Source organism: Streptomyces sp. AM25, from assembly GCF_058146165.1.
The window spans coordinates 16118-36696 of sequence record NZ_JBKIWN010000003.1; the positions used below are offsets into that span (position 1 = coordinate 16118).

At 72.2% G+C, this 20579-nt stretch carries 17 protein-coding genes; 14 read left to right on the plus strand and 3 right to left on the minus strand.

Annotation, left to right across the window (positions count from 1 at the left end):
- Window positions 1–33 precede the first annotated feature (33 nt).
- A complete protein-coding gene (locus ACLHRZ_RS04225; protein ID WP_490416862.1) occupies window positions 34–870 on the minus strand; it encodes a class I SAM-dependent methyltransferase in 837 nt (278 codons plus the stop codon).
- A 60-nt stretch (window positions 871–930) separates the two neighbouring features.
- Here ACLHRZ_RS04225 and ACLHRZ_RS04230 point away from each other — a divergent pair, with 60 nt between their 5' ends.
- The 7 genes from ACLHRZ_RS04230 (at window position 931) to ACLHRZ_RS04260 (ending at window position 10730) form a co-directional block, all read left to right on the plus strand.
- On the plus strand, window positions 931–2190 hold the full coding sequence (locus ACLHRZ_RS04230) for a Gfo/Idh/MocA family protein (protein WP_490416863.1): 1260 nt from the start codon (window positions 931–933) through the stop codon (window positions 2188–2190).
- A gap of 193 nt (window positions 2191–2383) precedes the next feature.
- Window positions 2384–4348, plus strand: coding sequence for a hypothetical protein (locus tag ACLHRZ_RS04235; protein ID WP_490416864.1), 1965 nt, complete (start codon window positions 2384–2386; stop codon window positions 4346–4348).
- Window positions 4345–5229, plus strand: coding sequence for an SAM-dependent methyltransferase (locus ACLHRZ_RS04240; RefSeq protein ID WP_490416865.1), 885 nt, complete (start codon window positions 4345–4347; stop codon window positions 5227–5229). The genes ACLHRZ_RS04235 and ACLHRZ_RS04240 overlap by 4 nt, the downstream gene beginning before the upstream one ends.
- Window positions 5226–6578 (plus strand): cytochrome P450, encoded by a 1353-nt coding sequence (locus ACLHRZ_RS04245; RefSeq protein WP_490416866.1) that lies wholly within the window; start codon window positions 5226–5228, stop codon window positions 6576–6578. The genes ACLHRZ_RS04240 and ACLHRZ_RS04245 overlap by 4 nt, the downstream gene beginning before the upstream one ends.
- Window positions 6575–7855: an FAD-dependent monooxygenase gene (locus ACLHRZ_RS04250; RefSeq protein WP_490416867.1), complete on the plus strand. Its 1281-nt coding sequence runs from the start codon at window positions 6575–6577 to the stop codon at window positions 7853–7855. The genes ACLHRZ_RS04245 and ACLHRZ_RS04250 overlap by 4 nt, the downstream gene beginning before the upstream one ends.
- Window positions 7855–9228: an MDR family MFS transporter gene (locus tag ACLHRZ_RS04255; RefSeq protein WP_490416868.1), complete on the plus strand. Its 1374-nt coding sequence runs from the start codon at window positions 7855–7857 to the stop codon at window positions 9226–9228. Before ACLHRZ_RS04250 ends, ACLHRZ_RS04255 begins: the two co-directional genes overlap by 1 nt.
- Before the next feature lie 62 nt (window positions 9229–9290).
- A complete protein-coding gene (locus tag ACLHRZ_RS04260; protein ID WP_490416869.1) occupies window positions 9291–10730 on the plus strand; it encodes an MFS transporter in 1440 nt (479 codons plus the stop codon).
- Window positions 10731–10732: 2 nt separating this feature from the next.
- Here the strand turns inward: ACLHRZ_RS04260 and ACLHRZ_RS04265 are convergent, their stop codons facing one another.
- Both ACLHRZ_RS04265 and ACLHRZ_RS04270 read right to left on the minus strand, forming a co-directional pair.
- On the minus strand, window positions 10733–12046 hold the full coding sequence (locus ACLHRZ_RS04265; RefSeq protein WP_490416870.1) for a phosphatase PAP2 family protein: 1314 nt from the start codon (window positions 12044–12046) through the stop codon (window positions 10733–10735).
- A 98-nt stretch (window positions 12047–12144) separates the two neighbouring features.
- Window positions 12145–12414, minus strand: a complete 270-nt coding sequence (locus ACLHRZ_RS04270) for a helix-turn-helix domain-containing protein (RefSeq protein WP_490416871.1) — start codon at window positions 12412–12414, stop codon at window positions 12145–12147.
- A gap of 129 nt (window positions 12415–12543) precedes the next feature.
- On the opposite strand from ACLHRZ_RS04270, the gene ACLHRZ_RS04275 reads away from it, so the two are divergent.
- From ACLHRZ_RS04275 to ACLHRZ_RS04305, 7 genes are all read left to right on the plus strand, one after another.
- The gene (locus ACLHRZ_RS04275; RefSeq protein ID WP_490416872.1) at window positions 12544–13338 is read left to right on the plus strand and encodes an ABC transporter ATP-binding protein; all 795 of its coding nucleotides are present in this window, start codon (window positions 12544–12546) and stop codon (window positions 13336–13338) included.
- Entirely contained in the window at window positions 13335–15860 is a 2526-nt protein-coding gene (locus tag ACLHRZ_RS04280) for an ABC transporter permease (protein WP_490416873.1), read from the plus strand. Before ACLHRZ_RS04275 ends, ACLHRZ_RS04280 begins: the two co-directional genes overlap by 4 nt.
- A gap of 59 nt (window positions 15861–15919) precedes the next feature.
- The gene (locus ACLHRZ_RS04285) at window positions 15920–16816 is read left to right on the plus strand and encodes a LysR family transcriptional regulator (protein WP_490416874.1); all 897 of its coding nucleotides are present in this window, start codon (window positions 15920–15922) and stop codon (window positions 16814–16816) included.
- 140 nt (window positions 16817–16956) lie between these two features.
- The gene (locus ACLHRZ_RS04290) at window positions 16957–18144 is read left to right on the plus strand and encodes a CaiB/BaiF CoA transferase family protein (RefSeq protein WP_490416875.1); all 1188 of its coding nucleotides are present in this window, start codon (window positions 16957–16959) and stop codon (window positions 18142–18144) included.
- On the plus strand, window positions 18141–18905 hold the full coding sequence (locus tag ACLHRZ_RS04295) for a crotonase/enoyl-CoA hydratase family protein (protein WP_490416876.1): 765 nt from the start codon (window positions 18141–18143) through the stop codon (window positions 18903–18905). Before ACLHRZ_RS04290 ends, ACLHRZ_RS04295 begins: the two co-directional genes overlap by 4 nt.
- Window positions 18902–19657: an acetoacetate decarboxylase gene (locus ACLHRZ_RS04300; RefSeq protein ID WP_490416877.1), complete on the plus strand. Its 756-nt coding sequence runs from the start codon at window positions 18902–18904 to the stop codon at window positions 19655–19657. The genes ACLHRZ_RS04295 and ACLHRZ_RS04300 overlap by 4 nt, the downstream gene beginning before the upstream one ends.
- Window positions 19654–20571: a 3-hydroxyacyl-CoA dehydrogenase NAD-binding domain-containing protein gene (locus ACLHRZ_RS04305; RefSeq protein WP_490416878.1), complete on the plus strand. Its 918-nt coding sequence runs from the start codon at window positions 19654–19656 to the stop codon at window positions 20569–20571. Before ACLHRZ_RS04300 ends, ACLHRZ_RS04305 begins: the two co-directional genes overlap by 4 nt.
- Window positions 20572–20579: the final 8 nt, after the last annotated feature.

Consider the following 20579-nt stretch of genomic DNA (forward strand, 5'->3'; position numbering starts at 1 on the left):
TGTTGAAAGAACGTGTTGAAACAGCCGGCCGGTTCAGGCGAAGCGGGCGATGGCGGTCATGGTGGCCCGTACGTTCCGCACGGCGGGCAGCCGGTGCAGCAAAGGCGTCAGTGCTCCGTAGTACGGGCCCCGGCCGCGCGGCGGCGGCAGTTCCCGCACCTCGGTGATCGCCGGGTGTGCCGTGCGCACCTCGGGGAGTTCCCCGGCGTCCAGTCCCCACGGCATCGGGGGCGCCGTGTACCCCTGCCCGACGCGCAGTCGGCCCCGCATCGCGAAGGCGCTGAACCACCGGGGTACCGCGTCGAAGACCAGCGCACCGCCCTTGAACCGCTCGGCGCACCCCGCGATCAGCTGCCGTACTTCGGGGGGCTGCAGATACATCAACAGCCCCTGGGCGGTGATCAGCACGCCGCGGGAGGCGTCGACCTCGTCCCGCCAGGACAGGTCGAGCGCGGACCGGGCGAGAATGCGCTGCCGCTCACCGCCCGGCAGCAGGGCGCGCCGTACCGAGGCGGTCTCCTCCAACTCCACGCACAGCCAGTGCGCGCGCCCGTTGTCCACCCGCCAGAACTGCGTCTCCAGCCCCTCGGCGAGGGCGACGACCGTGCCGTCCGGGTGCTCGTCGAGAAAGGCGCGCACGGCGGCATCGAAGGTGCGCACCCGCAAGGCATGACCCTGCGCATGGAATGCGTTGGGCGCCCCGAAAGTCTCCTCGAAGGGATACCGGATACGGTCGGCCAGCCAGACGGCTTTGGGATCCGCCAGAACCGGCCGGGGACTTCGGGCCTCACACGCCCGCTGGTACAGGTTCCACAGCAGGGTCTCCGGTACTCCGCTCAACTGTACGGACCACTTGTCCTCGTCGGTCATGCCGCCGCTCCTCGCGTGAAAGCGCCTTCTTCGGCGCACGGGACTCAATAGGGTTGCACCATGCCGCCTGTCTCTCTCCTCGTCATCGGCGCCGGCGACCGGGGCACCGGATACGCCAAGTGGGCTCTGGAGCACCCTGACCGGGCAACCGTCGTCGGTGTGGCCGAGCCGCGAGACGTGCGCCGCGCACGGCTCGTCGAAGCACACGGCATCGCGTCCGCGAATGCGGTGGCGGACTGGCGGGAGCTCGCGGCTCGCGGCAAGTTCGCCGACGCCGTGCTGATCTGCACCCTCGACCGCGCGCACGTCGAGCCCGCCGAAGCCTTCGCCGCCCTCGGCTACCACATCATGCTGGAAAAGCCGATGGCGCTGGACGAGGACTCCTGCCGAAGGGTCGTGGCCGCGGTCGAGGAGGCCGGCGTCATGCTCGCCGTGGGCCACGTCCTGCGCTACACCCCGTACACGCAGGCGCTCAAGGTCGTCGTCGACTCCGGACGGCTCGGTGACATCGTCAACGTCCAGCACCTGGAGCCGGTCGGCTTCTGGCACCAGGCCCACTCGTTCGTCCGGGGCAACTGGCGCCGCACCGACGCGGCCACGACCATGCTGATGGCCAAGTCGTGCCACGACCTGGACTGGCTGCAGTACGTCGTGGGGCAGCCGCCGCAGCGGATCTCCAGCTTCGGCCGCCTCTCGCACTTCACCCCGGCCAACCGGCCCGCCGGGGCGGCCGACCGGTGTGTGGAGTGCCCGGTCGCGCCGAGCTGCCCGTTCTCGGCCACCCACTTCTACGGCGGCATGCTCGACCGCGGCGAACACCGCTGGCCGCTCAGCGTCGTCGTCGACGACTTCACGCCGCAAGCGCTCGACCGGGCCCTGCGCACGGGACCCTACGGCCGGTGCGTGTACGCCTGCGACAACGATGTGGTCGACCACCAGGTCGTCGCGATGGAGTTCCCCGGCGGAGCCACCGCCACCTTCACCATGACCGCGTTCAACGAGGCCGCACACCGCAAGACCCGCATCTTCGGCACCCGCGGCGAGCTGTACGGTGACGGCGGGACCATGCGGATCTACGACTTCCTGACCCGCAGCGAAGAGGACGTCACGCCTTTGCGGCAGGGGGAGATGACCGCGGCCGGCGGCCACGGCGGCGGGGACGCGGGGCTCATGGACGCCTTCGTCGAGGCCGTGGCCACCGGAAACCCCGCACGGATCAGGTCGGGCCCGCGAGACTCCCTCGCCAGCCACATGGCGGTTCTCGCGGCCGAGCGGGCCCGGCTGAACGGCACCGTCGAAACGCTCCCGGCCCCGCACTGACGCGTGGGCCGATGCCCGGAACCGCTCGCACACGGATCGTACGGCCAGGCATATTTACCGTCATTCCGGATGAATGACGGTTCCCCGTCCCGAAACAGCGGCCATGCATAGCGCTGGGGGACGAACCAGGGCTCTCCAGCCGGCCGTACGGCTTCCTCCTTCTCGCACCCGACCGCGGAAGGAGCGCCTCCCGATGAACGCCGGTGATGTCCTCCCGGACGTACGCGCCGCCTACGGCGCCGCGTGCGGGCGCCTCCTGGGGCTGCAGGCCGACGACGGCTCCTGGGAAGGGGAGATGGAGTGGAACACCACGATCCTCTCCCAGTACGTCATCGTCATGCGCGCGCTGGGGCGCCCGCCGGGCGAGACCTCCCGGCAGAGGATGATCACGTACTTCCGTAACACGCGCACTCCGCAGGGCGGTTGGGGCATGCACCCCGTCGCCCCTCCCTCGCCGTACGCCACCGTACTGGCGTATGTCGCGCTGCGCCTGCTCGGCGTGGGCCCGGACGATCCACTGGCCGCCGACGCCCGGAAGTGGCTCGGCACGCAGCCGGGCGGTACGCGGGCCGTTCCGCAATGGGGGATGTTCTGGCTGGCGGTCCTCGGGCTGGTGCCGTACCGCGAGGTGGCACCGTTCCCGCCGGAGGCGATGCTTCTGCCGCGGTGGGTCCCCTTCCACCCGGAGCGGATGCTCGGCTGGACCCGCATGCTCTACCAGGCCATGAGCCATCTCTACGGCGCACGGTTCCGCGTGGACCTGGGGACGGTGGCCGACGAGCTCAGGGGTGAGCTGTTCGCCGGCACGACACCGGCCGGCCCCGGTTCCGACGTGGTCGTCCCGCGCGGCCGCCTCCTCCGCGCGCTCCAACAGGGCCTGCGCGGCTGGGAACGCGTACACAGCCGCCGGCTGCGCCGCGCCGCCCTGGAACGCTGTCACCGCGCCGTCGTCGACGAGCAGCACGCGTCCCCGGTGCACGGACTGTCCTCGGTGAACGCGCTGGCGGAGTGCCTGGTGCTGTTCGCACACGACCGGCATCACCCCCTGCTCGACGCGGCAGTGGGCAGGCTGGAGTACTGGATCTGGTCGGACGAGAAGCGGGGGCTGCGCCTCTGCGGCGACCGGACCATGGTGTGGGAAACCTCCTTCGCCGTGAGCGCCCTCATGGCGTCGGGGACGGAACACCGGCCGGAACACGTGGAACCGGCGGTCCTGCGGGCGTCCGGATATCTGCGCGACGCCCAGATCACTTCCTATCCGGGACTGGTGCCGCCGCTGCGCACGGTGACCGGCGGCTGGGCACTCTCCGACCGCGACAGCCGCTGGCCGGTCGGCGACTGCACGGCGGAAGCCGTCAACGCGCTGTTGAGCGTGGCGGATGCCCGGCTTCCGGCGTGGTCCCTGCCCGCCGCGCTGGACATCATTCTCGACCGGCAGAACCGTGACGGCGGCTTCGGCACACTCGACCGCCAACGCGTCGGCCGGTGGCTCGAAGCGCTCAACCCGACGGAGATGTTCGCCCATTGCATGGTCGACTCGTCGTCCGTGGACTGCACCGGTTCCGCACTCACCGCTCTGGCCCGAATGCGTCCGCTCCTCCCGCCGGACGGGCGCCGACGGGCCGACGCGGCGATCAAGCGGGGAGCCGCCTTCCTGCGCTCCGCCCAGAACCCGGACGGATCCTTCGCCAGCGCGTGGGGCATCAACTACACCTACGCCGCCTTCCACGCCGCCCGCGGGCTCCGCGCGGCGGGCGCCTCCCCTGATGATCCCGCCCTGCGTGCCCTGGGGTACTGGCTCGTGGCGACCCAACTGGCGGACGGGGGATGGGGGGAGGACTGGCGGAGCTGCGTCGAGCGCCGCTACATCGCGCTCGGCCACGCCCTGCCCGGGATGACCAGCTGGGCCGTGCTGGCCGGGCTGGACGCGCTCGGTCCCGGGCACCCGTCCGTCACCGACGGCGTCCGGTGGCTGTGCACCGTCCAGCGCCCCGACGGTTCCTGGTGCGAAGACCAGGTCAACGGTGTCTTCTTCACCACCATGATGATCAACTACCGCCAATATCCCGCCTACTTCCCGACCCTGGCCCTGGGCCGCTACCTACGGGCGGTCACCCCATTCACCCCGGACCCCGGCACACCACAGGGAGTGGCATGAGCACCGAGACCGATACGACGGGACAGTTCCAGGCCTTCGTCGCCGACCCCGGGCGCCGCCGTGACGAGTCCACTGCAATGGTGGAGCAGTACTACGCCCTGGTCGGGGACGTCTACCGGGTGGGCTGGGGGCCTTCTCAGCACATGGCCTGCTACCGCCCCGGGCAGAGCCGTGAGGAGGCCACCGAGGCTCACGAGAAGGACCTGGCCGACCGGGCCGGGCTCACGGCCGATGCCTACGTGCTGGACCTGTGCTCCGGCGTCGGCGGCCCCGCCTGCACCATCGCCGCCCACACCGGTGCACGGGTGGTCGGCGTCGACCTGGTGGCCGACCGCGTCCGGGAAGCCCAGGACAACGCCCGGAAGCAGGGGTTGGACGACAGGGTCTCCTTCCGTGTCGCCGACGCCACCGCCCTGCCCTTCGACGACGCGGTCTTCACCGCCGCCTACAGCTTCGAAGCGCTGTGCCACGTACCGGACAAGTCCCGCGCCCACCGCGAGGTCGCCCGTGTGCTGCGGCCGGGCGCGGTGTGGACCGGCTACGACTGGATGCGGGCCGCGGGAGCGGAGGCGGACGCGAACGCCGAGGCCATCTGCCGGGCCCATGGCCTCGCCGCCCTGGCGACCGTGGACGATCTCCGACAGGGACTGACGGCCGCGGGATTCACCGACATCCACGTCAGCGACGGCCGGGATATGGGTGACTGGGCGCCCAACTGGGACCTGCTGGACAAACTCGTCGCAGAACTCCCGCCCCGCGAGGAACTACCGCCTCTACTGCGGATGATGACCGATGGCGCCCGTGCGACGTGCGAGGGGGCCCGCAGCGGCGCGTTCTTCATCGGATACTGGCATGCTCGCCGCGCGGAGGAAGAGACATGACCGGCGATGGGCCGGACACGGCCCGGAAGCTGCCCGCCGTCCCCGGAGGTCTTCCGCTGATCGGCCACGCCGTTCCCTTCCTCCGCGACCCCGGGGAATTCCTGCTGCGTCATCACGCTGCGCTGGGCGAAGCCATCGCCTTCACATTCCTGGGCACAAAGGCGGCTTCCTTCTGTAGCCCGCACCTCAATGCTGTCGTCCTGGGACAGGACGACACCGACTTCCACCGTCAGTTCACCCACAGCCGCATCACGCCTTTGTTCGGTACGGGCCATGTATTGGATGATCCCCCCGAACTCCATGCCTGGCAGAAGAAGGTCACGCGCCCGGTCCTGCGGCGTGAGGCCATGGCACGGCATGTGGCAACCATGTACGAGCAGGTCGAGCAGTACACCGCGGACTGGGGCCGGTGCGGTACGGTCGACCTCGTCACGGCCTCCGGCGAGGTGGCGTCCCTCTTCACCGCCCACTGTATTGTCGGGACCCGGTTCGGCCGTGCGATGGGTCTGGCTCTTCCCGCCCTTCTGGACCAATTGGCTTCCGCTCTCTTCACATCTTTGGCGATCAGCCCGGGGGCGCCGCTGCCGGTCTACCGCCGACGGGACCGCGCACGCACCACCCTCGCCCGTGCGGTCAAGGACATCGGGCCCGGGGACCGCCCTCAAGGCTGCGAGCAGGGCCTGTTCGATACGATCACCAGCACGCCCCGGCCGGACGGCGTCGTGCCCGACGTGAACGTCGCTGCCTCCGTCGTGATGAGTCTGCTGTTCGGCGGCTACGCGACCACTGCCGCGCAGTCCGCATGGACGGGCGCCCTCCTGCTGCAACACCCGCGGTGGCTGTCCGTCGTGCGCGACGAACAGGACGCACTCTTCGGTGAGACGCCAGTGCCGACCCTGCAACTGCTCAACAACATGCACTGGTTGGGGCACTGCATGACGGAAGGGGAACGCCTGCGCCCATCTGCTCGTGGCGTCATGCGTACTGCGTCCCGGGACGTGAACATCTGCGGCCATCTGGTGCCACGCGGTCACCTGGTCATCGTGTCCCCAGTGGCCGCCCACCGTCTGCCCCAGGTCTTCCGCGATCCCGACCGCTATGACCTCGATCGCTACGTCAGTCGCGCTGAACACCGCGCCACGCCCAGCCCGTTGATCGGATTCGGCGGAGGACACCATCCCTGTCTGGGGATGTCCTTCGCCCAGCAATCGATCAAAATCTTCTGGAGCGTCCTCCTCCGCGACTTCGACCTCGAACTCGTCGACCCCGACCTCCGTCCGGCCCGCCTGGCGCTGGTCGCCCCGCCCCGCCAACCCTGCCTCCTCCGCTACCGCCGCAGGAAGCCATGACCCCGACTACGTACGACGTCGCCGTCATCGGCGCAGGCGCGGCAGGCTGTGCCGCGGCCCTCGCGCACGCCCGTACCGGCCTCGGCGTCCTGCTGCTGGAGGCAACGCGCCGACCGTCGAAGCGACTTGCCGGTGAGTGGATCCACCCCACCGGGCTCGGCACCCTGCACCGGCTCGGCGTCGAGCTGCCGACGGCCCGCACCACACCCACCCTGGGCTTCGTCCTGCACCCCGAGGACGGCGGCACGCCCATCACCCTCCCCTGCCCCGACGGCAAACGTGCCGCCGTCGTCCGGCACGAGGACCTGGTCACCGCCCTCCGTGCCGGCGCGTCCGCCCACCCGGGCATCACCGTGGCCCTCGGCGCCCGGGTCCGGTCCGTCGAGCACGCCACCGTGACGTACGACCAGGGCGACGGGCCCACACGGCACGCCCGCGCGCGGCGCGTTGTCGGCGCCGACGGGCAGACGTCCCTGGTCCGGCGCACGTTGCGGCCCACGGCGGCATCACCGGCCATGGTCTCGCGCACCGCCGGGGTGTTGCTGCGCGGGGTGAAGCTGCCGTCCGAGGGCTACGGCCATGTCTTCGCCGGCGGCCCCGGCCCCGCTCTGGCGTACCCGCTGGACCACGACACCGTCCGGCTGGCCCTCGACGTCCCTCTGCTGTCGCTCCGCTCCGCCCCCTTGCCGACCTTCCTGCGCCGCGCCTACACCCCTTTCCTCCCGGACGACTTGGCCGATGCCTTCCACGACGCCCTGGAACACGGCGGCGTCCAGTGGGCCGCCAACCGCCTGCGCCCGCGCAGCTTCCACGGCCGCGGCCAGTACGCCCTGGTGGGCGACGCCGTCGGCACCTGCCACCCGCTCACCGCCTCCGGACTGACCTTCGCGCTGCGGGACGCCGAATGCCTCGCGCACACCGCCCGCGTCGCCGAACACGGCCGCCGCCGGCGGGCCGCGGGCCGTGCGGGCGAGCACCTCGCCGCGGCCCTGCACCGCATCTTCTGCGACACCGGACGGTCCACGGCCGAGCTGCGCCGGAGCATGTACGCGGTCCTGCGCGAGAGCATCGTCGAACGCGAGCGCATGATGCGGGTGTTGTGCGCCGAGGAGTACCGGACGACGGCCCTGACCGGTGCCGTCCTGCACGTCGCCGCACGTGCCCTGGGCGAACGTGCCTCGGCGCGGGCCTGCACCGACTACGCGGCCTGGCTGTGGTGGATCTGCCGCAACCGCAGCCATCCGGAACATCCGTCGGCGCTGGGAGCCGGGCCGTGATGGTGATGCTGCCGCTCATGCTGGCGTTGTTCGTCGCGACCCTGGACCAGACGATCGTGACGACCGCCCTGCCGTCGATCAGCAGGGACCTGCACGGCACCGCCACCGACGCCTCGTGGATCGCAACCGCCTATCTGCTGACGGGCGCCGTGACCACCCTCGTCTTCGGCAAGCTCGGCGACATGTACGGCCGCAGGAAGGTCTTCCAGCTCTCCCTCGCGGTCTTCCTGGCCGGCTCCCTGCTGAGCGCCACCGCCGACAGCCTGCCGTATCTCGTCTTCTGCCGTGCTCTGCAGGGCATCGGCGGCGGCAGCATCGCCTCGCTCTCGATGGCCATCACCGGCGATATCGCGGCGCCGCGGCAGCGGGCCCGGCACCAGGCGCTCCTGGGCATGGTCGCCGCGCTCGCGCTCGTCGCCGGGCCCCTGCTCGGGGGCGCGTTCGCCGACGGGCTGTCGTGGCGCTGGATCTTCTACGTCAACCTGCCGATCGGCGCCGTCGCCTTCCTGGCCGTCGCCCTGCGGCTCCGCCTACCGCGGCCGGCGGACGCGGGCGGCCGGGTGGACGTCCTCGGGGCGCTGGTGGCCGCCGCGTTCACCACGTCCGCCCTCCTGGTCACCACGTGGGGCGGGCACCGCTATGCGTGGGGCTCGCCCGTGATCCTGGGGCTGATCGGTCTCGGGGGTGCGTCGCTGGTCCTGTATCTGTTCGTCGAGCGCGGGGCGGACGAACCGATCACGCCCCTGCGGCTCTTCCGCCGCCCGGTGTTCGGTCTGGCGGCGGCGCAGTACCTGATCGTGGGGATGGTGCTGTTCGCCGCCCTGCTCTACGTGCCGATGTTCCTGCAGCTCGTGCAGCACAAGTCGGCGTTCGTGGCAGGGCTGTTCGTCATCCCGATGCTGCTCGGCATCGTCGCGGCCGCGGCGCTCTCGGGGCCGGTGATCGCGCGGACGGGGCGGTACAAGTTCTATCCGGTGGCGGGCGCGGTGCTGGCCGGTGGTGCGATGGCGGTCGTCGGCCGCGCGGGGCCGGACACGGGTGCCCGGTGGTTGGTCGTCCCGCTGGCGGTCGTCGGCGTGGGGCTCGGCCTCTTCATCCAGGTCGCGCTGCTGGCGGGCCAGAACACGGTCGGGCACGAGGACGTGGGCGCCGCCACCGCGGTACTGAACTTCTGCCGCACGCTCGGTGGTGCCTTCGGTGCCGCCCTCTTCGGCGCGATCCTCGCCGCCGGGCTGCGCTCCCCGCAGCCGGGAACGGGGGAGAGCGCCTCGGCCTTCCGCGCCGTCTTCGGGTGGACCGTGCCCTTCCTGGCGGTCGCCTTCGTGCTGGCGCTCGCGATGCGCGAGGAGCCGCTCGCTGAGCGGCAGGACTGATTCGTCACCCGTCCGGACGCACGGTACGCACCCGCCCCGGCGAACGCATGTTGACTGAGGGCATGAGAGCCTCCGGCGAGTCCATGGCCGCGGACCGGCCTCGCCGGCAGGCGCTGTGCGTGTGCCTGACGGCCTCGTTCATGACGCTGCTCGACACGTCGATCGTGAACGTGGCGCTGCCGTCCATCCAGCACGGCCTCGGCGCCGCGCCGGCCGACCTGTCCTGGGTGGTGTCCGGATACGCGCTCACCTTCGGCCTGGTCCTCGTACCGGCCGGACGCTTCGGTGACCAGCGGGGCCGCAAGAACGCGTTCGTCCTCGGGATCGCGCTGTTCACCCTGGCCTCGGCGTTCTGCGGGCTGGCCGATTCCCCCGGCTGGCTGGTGACGTCCCGGCTGGTGCAGGGGGCCGCCGCGGGATGGGTCACGCCGCAGGTGTTCGGGATGATCCAGCAGATGTACGAGGGAGCGCAGCGCGCCCGGGCGTTCGGCATGCTCGGCAGCGTCGTCGGCATCAGCACGGCGGTCGGACCGGTCGCGGGCGGGCTGCTCATCGAGGCGTTCGGCGCCGACCACGGCTGGCGGTGGGTGTTCTTCGTGAACCTGCCCATCGGCATCGCGGCGACCGTCCTGGCCCCCGGGATCCTGCCCTCGAAGGCCGCGGACGAGAGGGCGTTGAACAACGGGTTCGACCCGGTCGGTGTGCTGCTCCTGGGCGTCGGCGTCGTCTGCCTGATGCTGCCCTTCGTACAGGAGCAGCAGTGGCGGGGGCGCGGCAAGTGGTTCCTGATTCCCGTCGGCGCGCTCGTCCTGGCCGCCTTCTGGTGCTGGGAGCGCAGGCAGGGCCGACGGGGCCGCGCGCCTGCGCTCGACCTGCGGCTGTTCCGGCTCCGGTCGTTCTCGCTCGGCGCCCTCCTGGGGACGGTGTACTTCGCCGGATTCACCACCATCTTCTTCATCTACTCGCTCTTCCTGCAGAACGGGCTCGAATACAGCGCCCTGCAGGCGGGCCTGGCCCTGGTGCCCTTCGCCATCGGTTCGGGGCTCGCGGCCGCCGCGGGCGGGCGCCTGGTGGCCCGGTACGGGCGCCGCCTCGTCGTCCACGGGCTGCTGGGGGTCCTGCTCGGACTCGCCGGTGCCCTCGTGGCCGTCCGGTGCGTACCCGGCCACGGCGCGCCCTGGGCGACCGCCCTGCCCCTGCTGCTCGCCGGGATCGGCTCCGGGCTCACCATCGCGCCGAACACCGCGCTCACCCTCACCGAGGTCCCGGTGGAGCTGGCCGGGGCGGCCGCCGGTGTCCTGCAGACCGGGCAGCGGATCGGCACGGCGGCGGGCATCGCCGCCGTGGGCGCGGTCTTCTTCGCCCATGTCGCCAGCCATCACGACTGGGCGACCGCCCTGCAACTGGGCCTGGCGACCGTGGTGTTCTTCGTCCTCGCTGCACTCACGGTCGCGCTCGCCGATCTACGGGCCTCCCGCCGGGCCGCCGCCGTGCGACGGTGACGTCACACCAGTTCGGGCTGCAGTTCCGGATCCGGTTCCGGTCGCCGCGCCGGTGCGGCCTTCGCGTCCCACCGTTTGGTGGTCCGTACGTAGCCGTGGATCACGGAGCCCATCGCCACGATGAGAAGCGGCCCGAACACCCATGGATGCGTGGCCATTTCCATCGGCAGAAAGCGGTATGCCGCCAGCAGTGCGGCGAAGACCGTGGCGCCGTAGGCGACCAGCCGGATTCCCGACCGGTCCCAGCCGCGGTCGAACGCGCGCAGAGCCGTCTCGATCGTGAGCGCGAACACCACGCCGGCAATGAGATCCACGCCGTAGTGGTAGCCGAATCCCAGCGTCGCGGTGAGCGTGGCCACCAGCCAGAACGCCCCCGCCCAGCGCAGCAGGCGCGGGCCCTTGCGGGAGTGGATGAAGATCGCTGTGGCCCACGCCGTGTGCAGGCTGGGCATGCAGTTGCGCGGCGTGATCGCGTCGTACGGCACCGGGTGCGGGACATGGACGGGCGGCGGCGTGTGCGGCCACAGGTTGGCCACGGCCCACTGCACGCCGCCGGTGCCGGAGGCGCCCGGGCCGTAGGCGAAGACCGGGCCGACCACCGGGAAGATCATGTAGATGGCCGGTCCGAGGAGGCCGATCACCAGGAAGGTGCGCACCAGGTGGTGGCGCGGGAAGCGGCGCTCGGCCGCCACGTTGCGCAGCTGGTACGCCGCGACGACGACCGCGGCCACCGCGAGCTGGGCGTAGACCACGTGGACGAGATGGGTACCGACCGGGCCGGTGGCCTCGAGGAGCCGGCCCACCACCCACGACGGGTTGCCCAGCGCGTGGTCGGCGGTCGCCAGGTAGGGGTCGAGCACCATCGGACGCGTCTTCGCCGTGATCAGCAGCCAGGTGTCACCGGTCTTGCGGCCGGCCACCAGCAGCAGGCCCAGCCCGACGCCCTGCAGCAGCAGGACGCGTTCCCGGCCGGTGCGGCGTGTGACGGCGATCACCGCACAGCCCAGCATCACCCACAGCGCGCCGTTGCCGAAGAAGCGGCCCTCGGGCACGTGGACGCCGGCCGCCCACCGCACCAGCACGAAGACGATGTCGATGCCGACCGCGGCACCGGCCGCGATGAACCGCTCCCGCCAGGTGAGCACCACCATCATCAGCGCCATGCCGCCGTACAGCGGTCCCGGTTTGGGGGCGAAGATCACTTCTCGCGCCTGCTCGGTCAGCGGCCCCGGCTCGCCGGTGTACCGCCGCGCGGCGATCTCCAGCGCGACGAGGAGTACGAGGGTCGCCACACCCGCCGTGGCCCAGAGAACCACCCGTGGCCGGCGCCATGCGGCGGGCTTGTTTCTGCAACTTATTCGCGAAGACACCCGCGATTCTATAGGTATCGACAGGTATCACCCGACGACAGGTATCACCCGACGCCGTGGGCGGCCCGGTAGTCGCTGGGGCTCAGGCCGTGGGCCGCCTTGAAGGCGTGGCTGAAGCGGGCCGGGTCCAGGAACCCCCACCGGGCGACGATCGAGGCCACCGTGCGGCCGACCGCGAACGGGCCGGCCAGGTGCCGGTCGATGTGGGCGTGGACGCGCAGGAGGGTGGTGCGGCGGACCGCCTGCCGGTCGTCGTCCGGCACCACCACCAACGTGGCCCGCCGCAGCGCCGACGGCACCTGGCGCTTCAGCATCCTCAATCCGACCGGCACCGTCTGACCGGGGGAAAACCCCACCCCACACTGCCCGGCTGTCACCATGGCCCGCTGACCTGGCCTTTTCTACCGTCGTAGGCATCACGGAGGACAAAGGAAAGGGTCATCATGCCGTCCACCCCGCAGTATCCGGGGCACGGCCCCGCGGTCGAGCTACGTGCCGTGCGGCGCTCGTACGGCCGAGGCGAGGGCGCAGTCCACGCGCTGCGGGGCGTGGATCTCGCCCTGCCGCGCGGCAGCTTCACCGCGGTGATGGGACCGTCCGGGTCCGGCAAGAGCACGTTCCTGCAGTGCGCCGCCGGGCTCGACCGGCCGAGTGCGGGGCAGGTGCTGCTGGGCGGCCAGGAGATCAGCGGGCTGAACGAGGACCGGCTGACCAGACTGCGGCGCAGCAGCGTCGGGTTCGTCTTCCAGTCGTTCAACCTGCTGCCCTCGCTGACCGTGCTGCAGAACGTCCTGCTTCCGCAGCGCCTCGCGGGGGAGCGCCAGGACCGGCGCCGGGCCCAGGAGTTGCTGGCCGAGGTCGGGCTGGACGGGTATGGCCGGCGCCGCCCCGGGCAGCTCTCCGGCGGGCAGCAGCAACGGGTCGCCATCGCGCGGGCGTTGATCACCCGGCCCGAGGTGGTGTTCGCCGACGAGCCGACCGGCGCGCTGGACACCCGTACCGCCCAGGAGGTCCTCGGCCTGCTGCGCAGGGCGGTCGACGCGCTCGGTGCGACGGTCGTCATGGTCACGCACGACCCGGTGGCCGCCTCGCACGCCGACCGGGTGCTCTTCCTCGCCGACGGCCTCCTCGCCGGTGAGCTGATGCGGCCCGACCCGCAGACGGTCGCCGACCGGATGATCGCGCTGACCGCCGAGTCGGCTGCTCCCGGCGGCCGTTACGCGGGGGCGGCGGCGTGACGAACGGCCTGGCACGGGCGTCCGTGCGCTTCCGGCCCGCCTCGTTCGCGGGCAGCCTCGTCGCGCTGATGTTCAGCGCCGCGATCATCACCGCCTGCGGCGTCCTGCTGCAGACCGGAATCACCGCCCACGTCGCCCCCGTGCGCTACCAGGACACCCCCGTGGTGGTCGCCGGGGACACCCATGTCCGTATCACCGCGGGCAAGGGCGACGGCCGGTACACCGTCGATGCCGCGGTGCCCGACCGTCCCCGCGTCGACGCCGCGCTGGCCGCGAAGATCGCGGCCCGGCCGGGGGTGGCCGCTGCCGTGCCCGACCTCTCCTTCCCCGTCCAGTCCGGGGACGGGAACGTGAACGGGACCTGGACCGGACGGTCCTGCGCCACCATCGGCCTCGGCACCCCCGCCCTGACCGAGGGCCGCGCCCCGCGTTCCGGCGAGGTCGTCCTCGACGCCGCCTCCGCCCGTGCCGCGCACCTGGCCACCGGCGACCGCGTCTCGCTCGTCGCCCCCGGCGGCACCGCCGCCTACCGTGTCTCGGGCCTCGCCCCGGCCGGCACGGGCGGCGCGACCGCCTGGTTCGCCGAGGGCACGGCGGACCGGCTCTCCGGTCATCCGGGCGCGGCGGACGCCATCGCCGTCAGCGCCCGTCCCGGCACGAGCGACGCGGCCCTCGCCCACGAGGTCCGCCGGGCCGTCGGCAACAAGGCCCGGGTGCTGACCGGGGACGCCCGCGGGCAGGCCGAGGAACCGGGGCTCACCGAGGCCAAGTCGGCCCTCACCGGGCTCGGCGGCTCCTTCGGCGGCATCGCCGCCATGACCGCCGTCTTCGTCGTCATGGGCACCATCGCCCTGGCCACCGGCCAGCGTTCGCGCGAGTTCGCCCTGCTGCGGGCCATCGGCGCCACCCCGCGGCAGATCCGCCGCACCGTCGCCACCGAGGCACTGATCGTCGCCCCCGCCGCGGGCGCCCTGGGGATCCTGCCCGGACTGGCCCTGGCCTCCTGGTGGTTCGGCCGGCTCGTCGACCGCGGGGCCGTACCCGAGCAGGTCTCCCTCGACATCGGCGTCCTGCCCATGGCCGTCGCGATCGGCACCACCCTGGTCTCCGCGCTGATCGCCGGCTACGTCGCCGCCCGCCGCCCCGCAAAACTCCGCCCCGGCCTCGCCCTGGGCGAGGCCGCCGTCCCGCGCCGCCGCCCGGGCGTGATCCGCACCGCCCTCGGCCTGGCCGCCGCGGCCGGCGGCGTCGTCCTCGCCGGTGTCGCCGCCGGGGAAAACGGCGACAACGCGGCCGACACCGCGCTCGGCGTGGTCATGTGCCTCCTGGTGGCCGTCGCCCTGCTCGGCCCGCCGCTGGCCCGGCTGTGCACCACCGTGCTGGGCCTGCCGCTGCGCTCCGCCGGTGCGTCCGGCTCGCTGGCCGCCGACAACACCCGGGCCCACGCCCACCGGCTGGCCTCCGCCATCACCCCGATCGCCATGGTGACCGCCTTCTGCGGCACGCTCGTCTTCCTGCAGAGCACCATCCGGCACGTCGCCGACGACCACGTCCGCACCGGCGTCGTCGCCGACCACGTCCTCGCCCCCGACGGCCCCGGCCTCCCGGCCGCCACCGCGGAACGGGCCGCCCGCGTCCCCGGGGTGGAGGCCGCCGTCGGCGTCCTGCGCACCGGAGCCGTCCACCGCAGCGGCGACGTCCTGCTGTCCGCGACCGCCCTCGGCGTCTCCGGCGACCCGGCCGGGCTGGCCCGCGTCCTCGACCTCGGCGTCACGAGCGGCTCCCTCGGCGACCTCGGCGCCGGGACGGTCGCCCTCGACGCCGCCCTCGCCCGCGGCATGCACGCCGAGCCCGGCGACACCGTCCGACTCTGGCTCGGCGACGGCACGCCGGTCCGGCCGAAGCTGGTCGCCACCTACGAACGGGGCCTGGGCCTCGGCCAGATCCTGCTGCCCCGCGCAACCGTCGCCGCCCACACCGCCGCCGCCCTCGACTCCCAGGTCCTGGTCCGCGACGCACCCGGCGCCGACCACGCCGCGGTCGCCCGCCATCTGCAGGCACTCGGCACACCCGGCACCCGGGTCACCGACGCCGCCGGCTTCGCCGCGCAGGCCGACCGCAACCAGGAGCTCAACGCCTGGGCCAACACCGTGATGGCGGCCGTCCTCGGCGGCTTCGCCGCCGTCGCCGCGGCCAACACCCTGGTCATGACCGTGCTCGACCGCCGCCGCGAAGTCGCCCTGCTGCGCCTGTCCGGCACCACGCGCCGCCAGGTCCGCGGCATGATGCGCTGGGAGGCGCTGCTCGTCGTCGGCACCGGGCTCCTCGTGGGCGGCGCCATCGCCTGGACGACCCTGGTGCCGGTCACCCGCGGCGTCACGGGGGCCGCCCCGTACGTCCCGGCCGGCACGGCCCTGCCGCTCGCCGCCGCGACCGTCCTGCTCGCCCTCGCCGCCACGGGCCTGCCCACCCGGGCCCTGCTCCGGCGCAGCCCCCTGGCCGCAGGAACCGAACGGCAGTGAGCCCCGAGGGAGGAACAGCCGCCGGGCCGCCTCGCGATCATCCCCGATAGGGTCCGGCGGTGGAGATCTTTCACCTGCGCTACTTCGTGGCGGTCGCCGAGAACCTCAGTTTCTCCCGCGCCGCGCGTCAATTGCACATGGCCACCTCGCCGTTGAGCCAGCGGATACGGGACCTGGAACGCGAACTCGACCAGCGGCTGTTCGACCGGGATTCCCACCATGTCGCACTGACCCGCGCCGGTGCGGCTCTGCTGCCCGTCGCGAAGGACGTCCTCGGCCGGTTCGACGACATTCCCTGGCAGCTGCGCCGGGCCCTGGGGCCCGGGCGGCGGGCGGCGTACGTGGGCGTGGTGCCGGCCCTGCACCCGCAACTGCGGGAAAAGCTCGCGCGGCTCGAAGCGCGCTGTGCCGGGGAAGAGGAATACGACGTCAAGCGCTGGCCCGGGAACAGCGGGAATCTGCTCAACGCCGTGCAGCGCGGCGACCTCGCCATGGCGCTGGTGCATCTGCCCGTGCACGCCGAGGGGATCGAGGTGCTGGAGCTGCTGCACGAGCCGCTGGGCGCACTGCTGCCCGCCGCCGCATTCGGCGGGCGGAGCTCGGTGTCGCTGAGCGAACTCACCGACTACACGTATGTGACCTCCGCGCCCGGCACACTCCCCACCTATTTCGACCAGCTCAAGGTGCGCCTGAAAGCCGCGGGAATCCACAAGGAGGTCAACCTCAATATCGGGGATTATGCGAGCGTGCGTGAAATCGTGGCGAACGGTTCGGTCTTCGGAATTACGCTGCTGAGTGCGGAGGACCGGGAAGGTGAAAAGGGGGCGAGTGTCGTCCTGCCGTTCCGGGACTTCTCGCCCTCGTTGGCGACCGGGCTGGTCTGGCGCCGCGACCGGGCCGAGCCGGACGGTGACCTGCACGGACTGGTGCGGGAGGCGGGGACGGTCTTCTCCTGACCGGCCTTTGGGAAACGGCGTGACCGCTGCGGTCACGCCGTTTTTCGTGCACCGGTGTCACTGATCGCTTGGGTTTCTCCATCGCCCCGGACTAGCGTTTTCCACGAGATCCCGGTCCCGTTTCCGTCAATGGAGTGGCAATGGAATCCGCTGGAAAAGAAGAAACAGCCGGCCCGTTGGCCGGAGTGCGCGTCATCGACATGGCCACGGTGGTGATGGGCCCGTACGCCGCGCAGATCCTCGGCGACCTCGGCGCCGACGTCATCAAGATCGAGTCGCCGAACGACACCGTGCGGGTCGGCGCACTGCACCGCACGCCCGGCATGACGCCCCTGAACCTCAACGTCAACCGCAACAAGCGCAGCGTGACGCTCAACCTCAAGGACGAGGGCGACCGCGCCAAGGCCCTCGAACTGATCGGCACCGCCGACATCCTGATCACCAACATGCGCATCGACGCCCTGCGCCGCCTGGGCATGGACTACGACAGCCTCGCCGCCGCCAACCCCCGCCTCGTCCACGCCCATGCACAGGGCTTCCGTTCGGACTCCGACCGGGCCCGGCTGGCCGCGTACGACGAGACGGTGCAGGCCGCCTCCGGGCTGCTGGACCTCGCGCAGCGCGCCGGCGACGTGGGGGCGCCGGTCGTGCTGCCGAGCATCTTCGGCGACAAGGTCGCCGCCCTGACGATCGTGTACGCGGCACTGGCCGCCCTCGTCCACCAGCGCGCGACCGGCCGCGGACAGCAGATCGAAATTCCCATGGTGGACACGCTGTTGGCGTTCAACCTGGTCGAGCACCTCCAGGGCCGCACCTTCGAGCCGCCGATGGGACCGACCGGCTTCCCGCTGTCGATGAACAAGGGGCACCGGGCCCGTCCGACCAAGGACGGCCTGGCGATGGTCATCCCGTACAGCCCGCAGAACTTCCGCGACCTGTTCGCCGCGGCCGGGCGCCCCGACCTGGCCGAGGACCCGCGCGTCAACGGCGAGTTCATCGACTCCGTGCGCGACGGCGAGGCCCTGGCCGAGCTGCTGGAGACGGTGACGCCCGAACTCACCACCGCACAGTGGGCGGAGGTGTGCACCAAGCACAGCATCCCCTTCGGCCCCGTGCTGCGGCTCGACGAGGCCGCCGAGGACCCGTACGTGCAAGGGGGACATCTGCTGGACGTCGCAGAGCACCCCAGTGAGGGCGCCTACCGGGTGGTCGGCATCCCGCTGGCGTTCTCCGCCACCCCGGCCACGGTGCGCCGGCATGCGCCGCTGCCCGGCCAGCACACCGACGAGGTGCTCGCCGAACTCGCCCGCGGTGAGGTGCGGCGATGAACAGCACAGTCCGTACGGACGTCGTCGGCAGCGCCCTCGTCGTCACGATCGACCGGCCGCAGGCCCGCAACGCCGTGAACGCCGAGGTCGCCCAGGGCATCGCCGCCGCCGTCGACCGCCTGGAGACCGAACCCGGCCTGCGGGTCGGCGTCCTCACCGGCGCGGACGGCACCTTCTGCGCGGGCATGGACCTCAAGGCCGCCGCCCGCGGCGAACAGGTGACCGTCCCCGGCAAGGGCTTCGCCGGGCTCACCGAGGCCCGTACCACCAAGCCGCTCGTCGCGGCCGTCGAAGGCCACGCCCTGGGCGGCGGCTTCGAACTCGCCCTGGCCTGCGACCTGGTGGTCGCCGCCGAGGGCGCCCGCTTCGCCCTCCCCGAGGTCAAGCGCGGCCTGATCGCCGGCGGCGGGGGAGTCGTACGCCTCCCCAGGCGCATCCCCCACCACCTGGCGATGGAGCTCCTCCTCACCGGCCGCACGGTCACCTCCGAACGTGCCCGCGACCTCGGCGTCGTGAACCACGTCGCCCCCGACGGGCAGGCGCTGCCGGCTGCCCTGGAGCTCGCCGAGGAGATCGCGGCCAACGCGCCGCTGGCCCTGGCCGCGGTGAAGAGGACCGTCCAACAGGCCGACGGAGCCCCGGAGTCGGAGGCATTCGATGCATCGGCCGCCGAGATCGGCACGCTGCTGCGCTCGGCCGACTTCGCCGAAGGTGTGCGCGCCTTCGTCGAGAAGCACGCCCCGCAGTGGAGCGGACGATGAACCGCGCACAGATCCTGCGGACACTCAACACCCCGGCCACAGCCCCCGCGTACGCCCCCGCCGCCGTCCGTTTCACCGACCGCGAGTACCTCAGCATCGTCTACCGCACCGACCCCGAGGCGCTGCGGGCCGTGGTGCCCGAGCCGCTGGCCGTCGACGTGGACGAACCGCTGGTGCGGTTCGAGGTCATGAAGATGGGCGACGTCACCAGCTACGGCCCCTATGTCGAGGCCGGGCAGGCGATCCCGGTGCGGTACGGGGACGAGCACGGCGAGTACCTGCACGCCATGTACCTGGACAGCTTCGCGGCCACCGCCGCGGGCCGCGAGGTGAGCGCCTATCCGAAGGCGATGGGCACCCCGGCCCTGTACGCCGACCACGCCGCACTGGTCGGGACGCTGGACTACGGGAGCGTCCGGGTGGCCACCGCCACGATGGGCTACAAGCACCACCCGATGGACCTCGCACTCGCGCGCGAGCAGATCGCCGTGCCCACGTACATGCTCAAGACCGTTCCGGACTACGACGGTTCGCCGCGCGTCTGCGAACTCGTCCGCACGCAGATCACCGATCTCGTGATCAAGGAGGCCCACACCGGGCCCGCGCGGCTGCAGCTCTTCGCGCACGTACTGGCGCCGCTGGCGGACCTGCCGGTGCGCGAGGTCGTCTCGGCGAGCCACATCGTCACGGATCTCACGCTGGACCGGGTCGTTCCGGTGCACGACTACCTGACCGAGGAGGGGCTCTCATGAACACCGCTGTCGTCGGTGCCGGCACGATCGGCCTCGCATGGGCCGCACTGTTCGCCGCGTACGGACACGACGTGACCGTCACCGATCCGCGGGACGACCTGGACGCGGCCGTCGACGAGGCGCTGCCGATGCTCGCCGCCGGTCTGCCCGGCAGCACCGTGCCGGACCTGCGCGGACGCATCCGTACCACCCACGACCCGGCCGAGGCCGTGGCCGGGGCGCAGCTGGTGCAGGAAAACGGCCCGGAAAAGCTGGAGTTCAAGCAGCGGCTCTTCGCCGACATCGCCCGGCACGCCCCGGCCGGCGCGCTGCTGGCCACCTCCAGCTCCGGCATCGTCGCCACCCGGATCGCGGAGCAGCTGCCGGACGGGGCCGCCGCGCGGTTGCTGGTCGCGCACCCCTTCAACCCGCCGCACATCGTCCCGCTCGTGGAGATCGTGCCGGGCGAGCGCACCGCGGAGCAGACCGTGGAGGCGGCCATCGCCTGCTACCGGGCGCTGGGCAAGACGCCCGTGCGACTGCACAAGGAGCTCCCCGGATTCGCGGCCAACCGGCTGCAGGGCGCGGTGCTCCAGGAGGCGATCCACCTCGTCCTCAGCGGCGTGGTCGACGCCGGGGAGCTCGACACGCTCATGAAGGCTTCATTGGGCGGCCGTTACGCCGCCATCGGCCCCTTCGAGAGCTTCCACCTCGGCGGCGGTCCCGGCGGCATCCGGCACATGATGCAGCACCTGGGTCCCGGCCTCGCCGAGGGCTGGCAGCGCCTCGGCCGCCCGGAGCTGGACGCCGATGCCGTCGCCACGCTCGTCCGCCAGACGGAGGCGGCGTACGGGGACGGCCCCGAGGCGTACCGGCAGCGCGCCACGCTCCGTGACCGCAAACAGCTCGCGCTGAACGCCGCGTTGGACCACTGAACCGACTG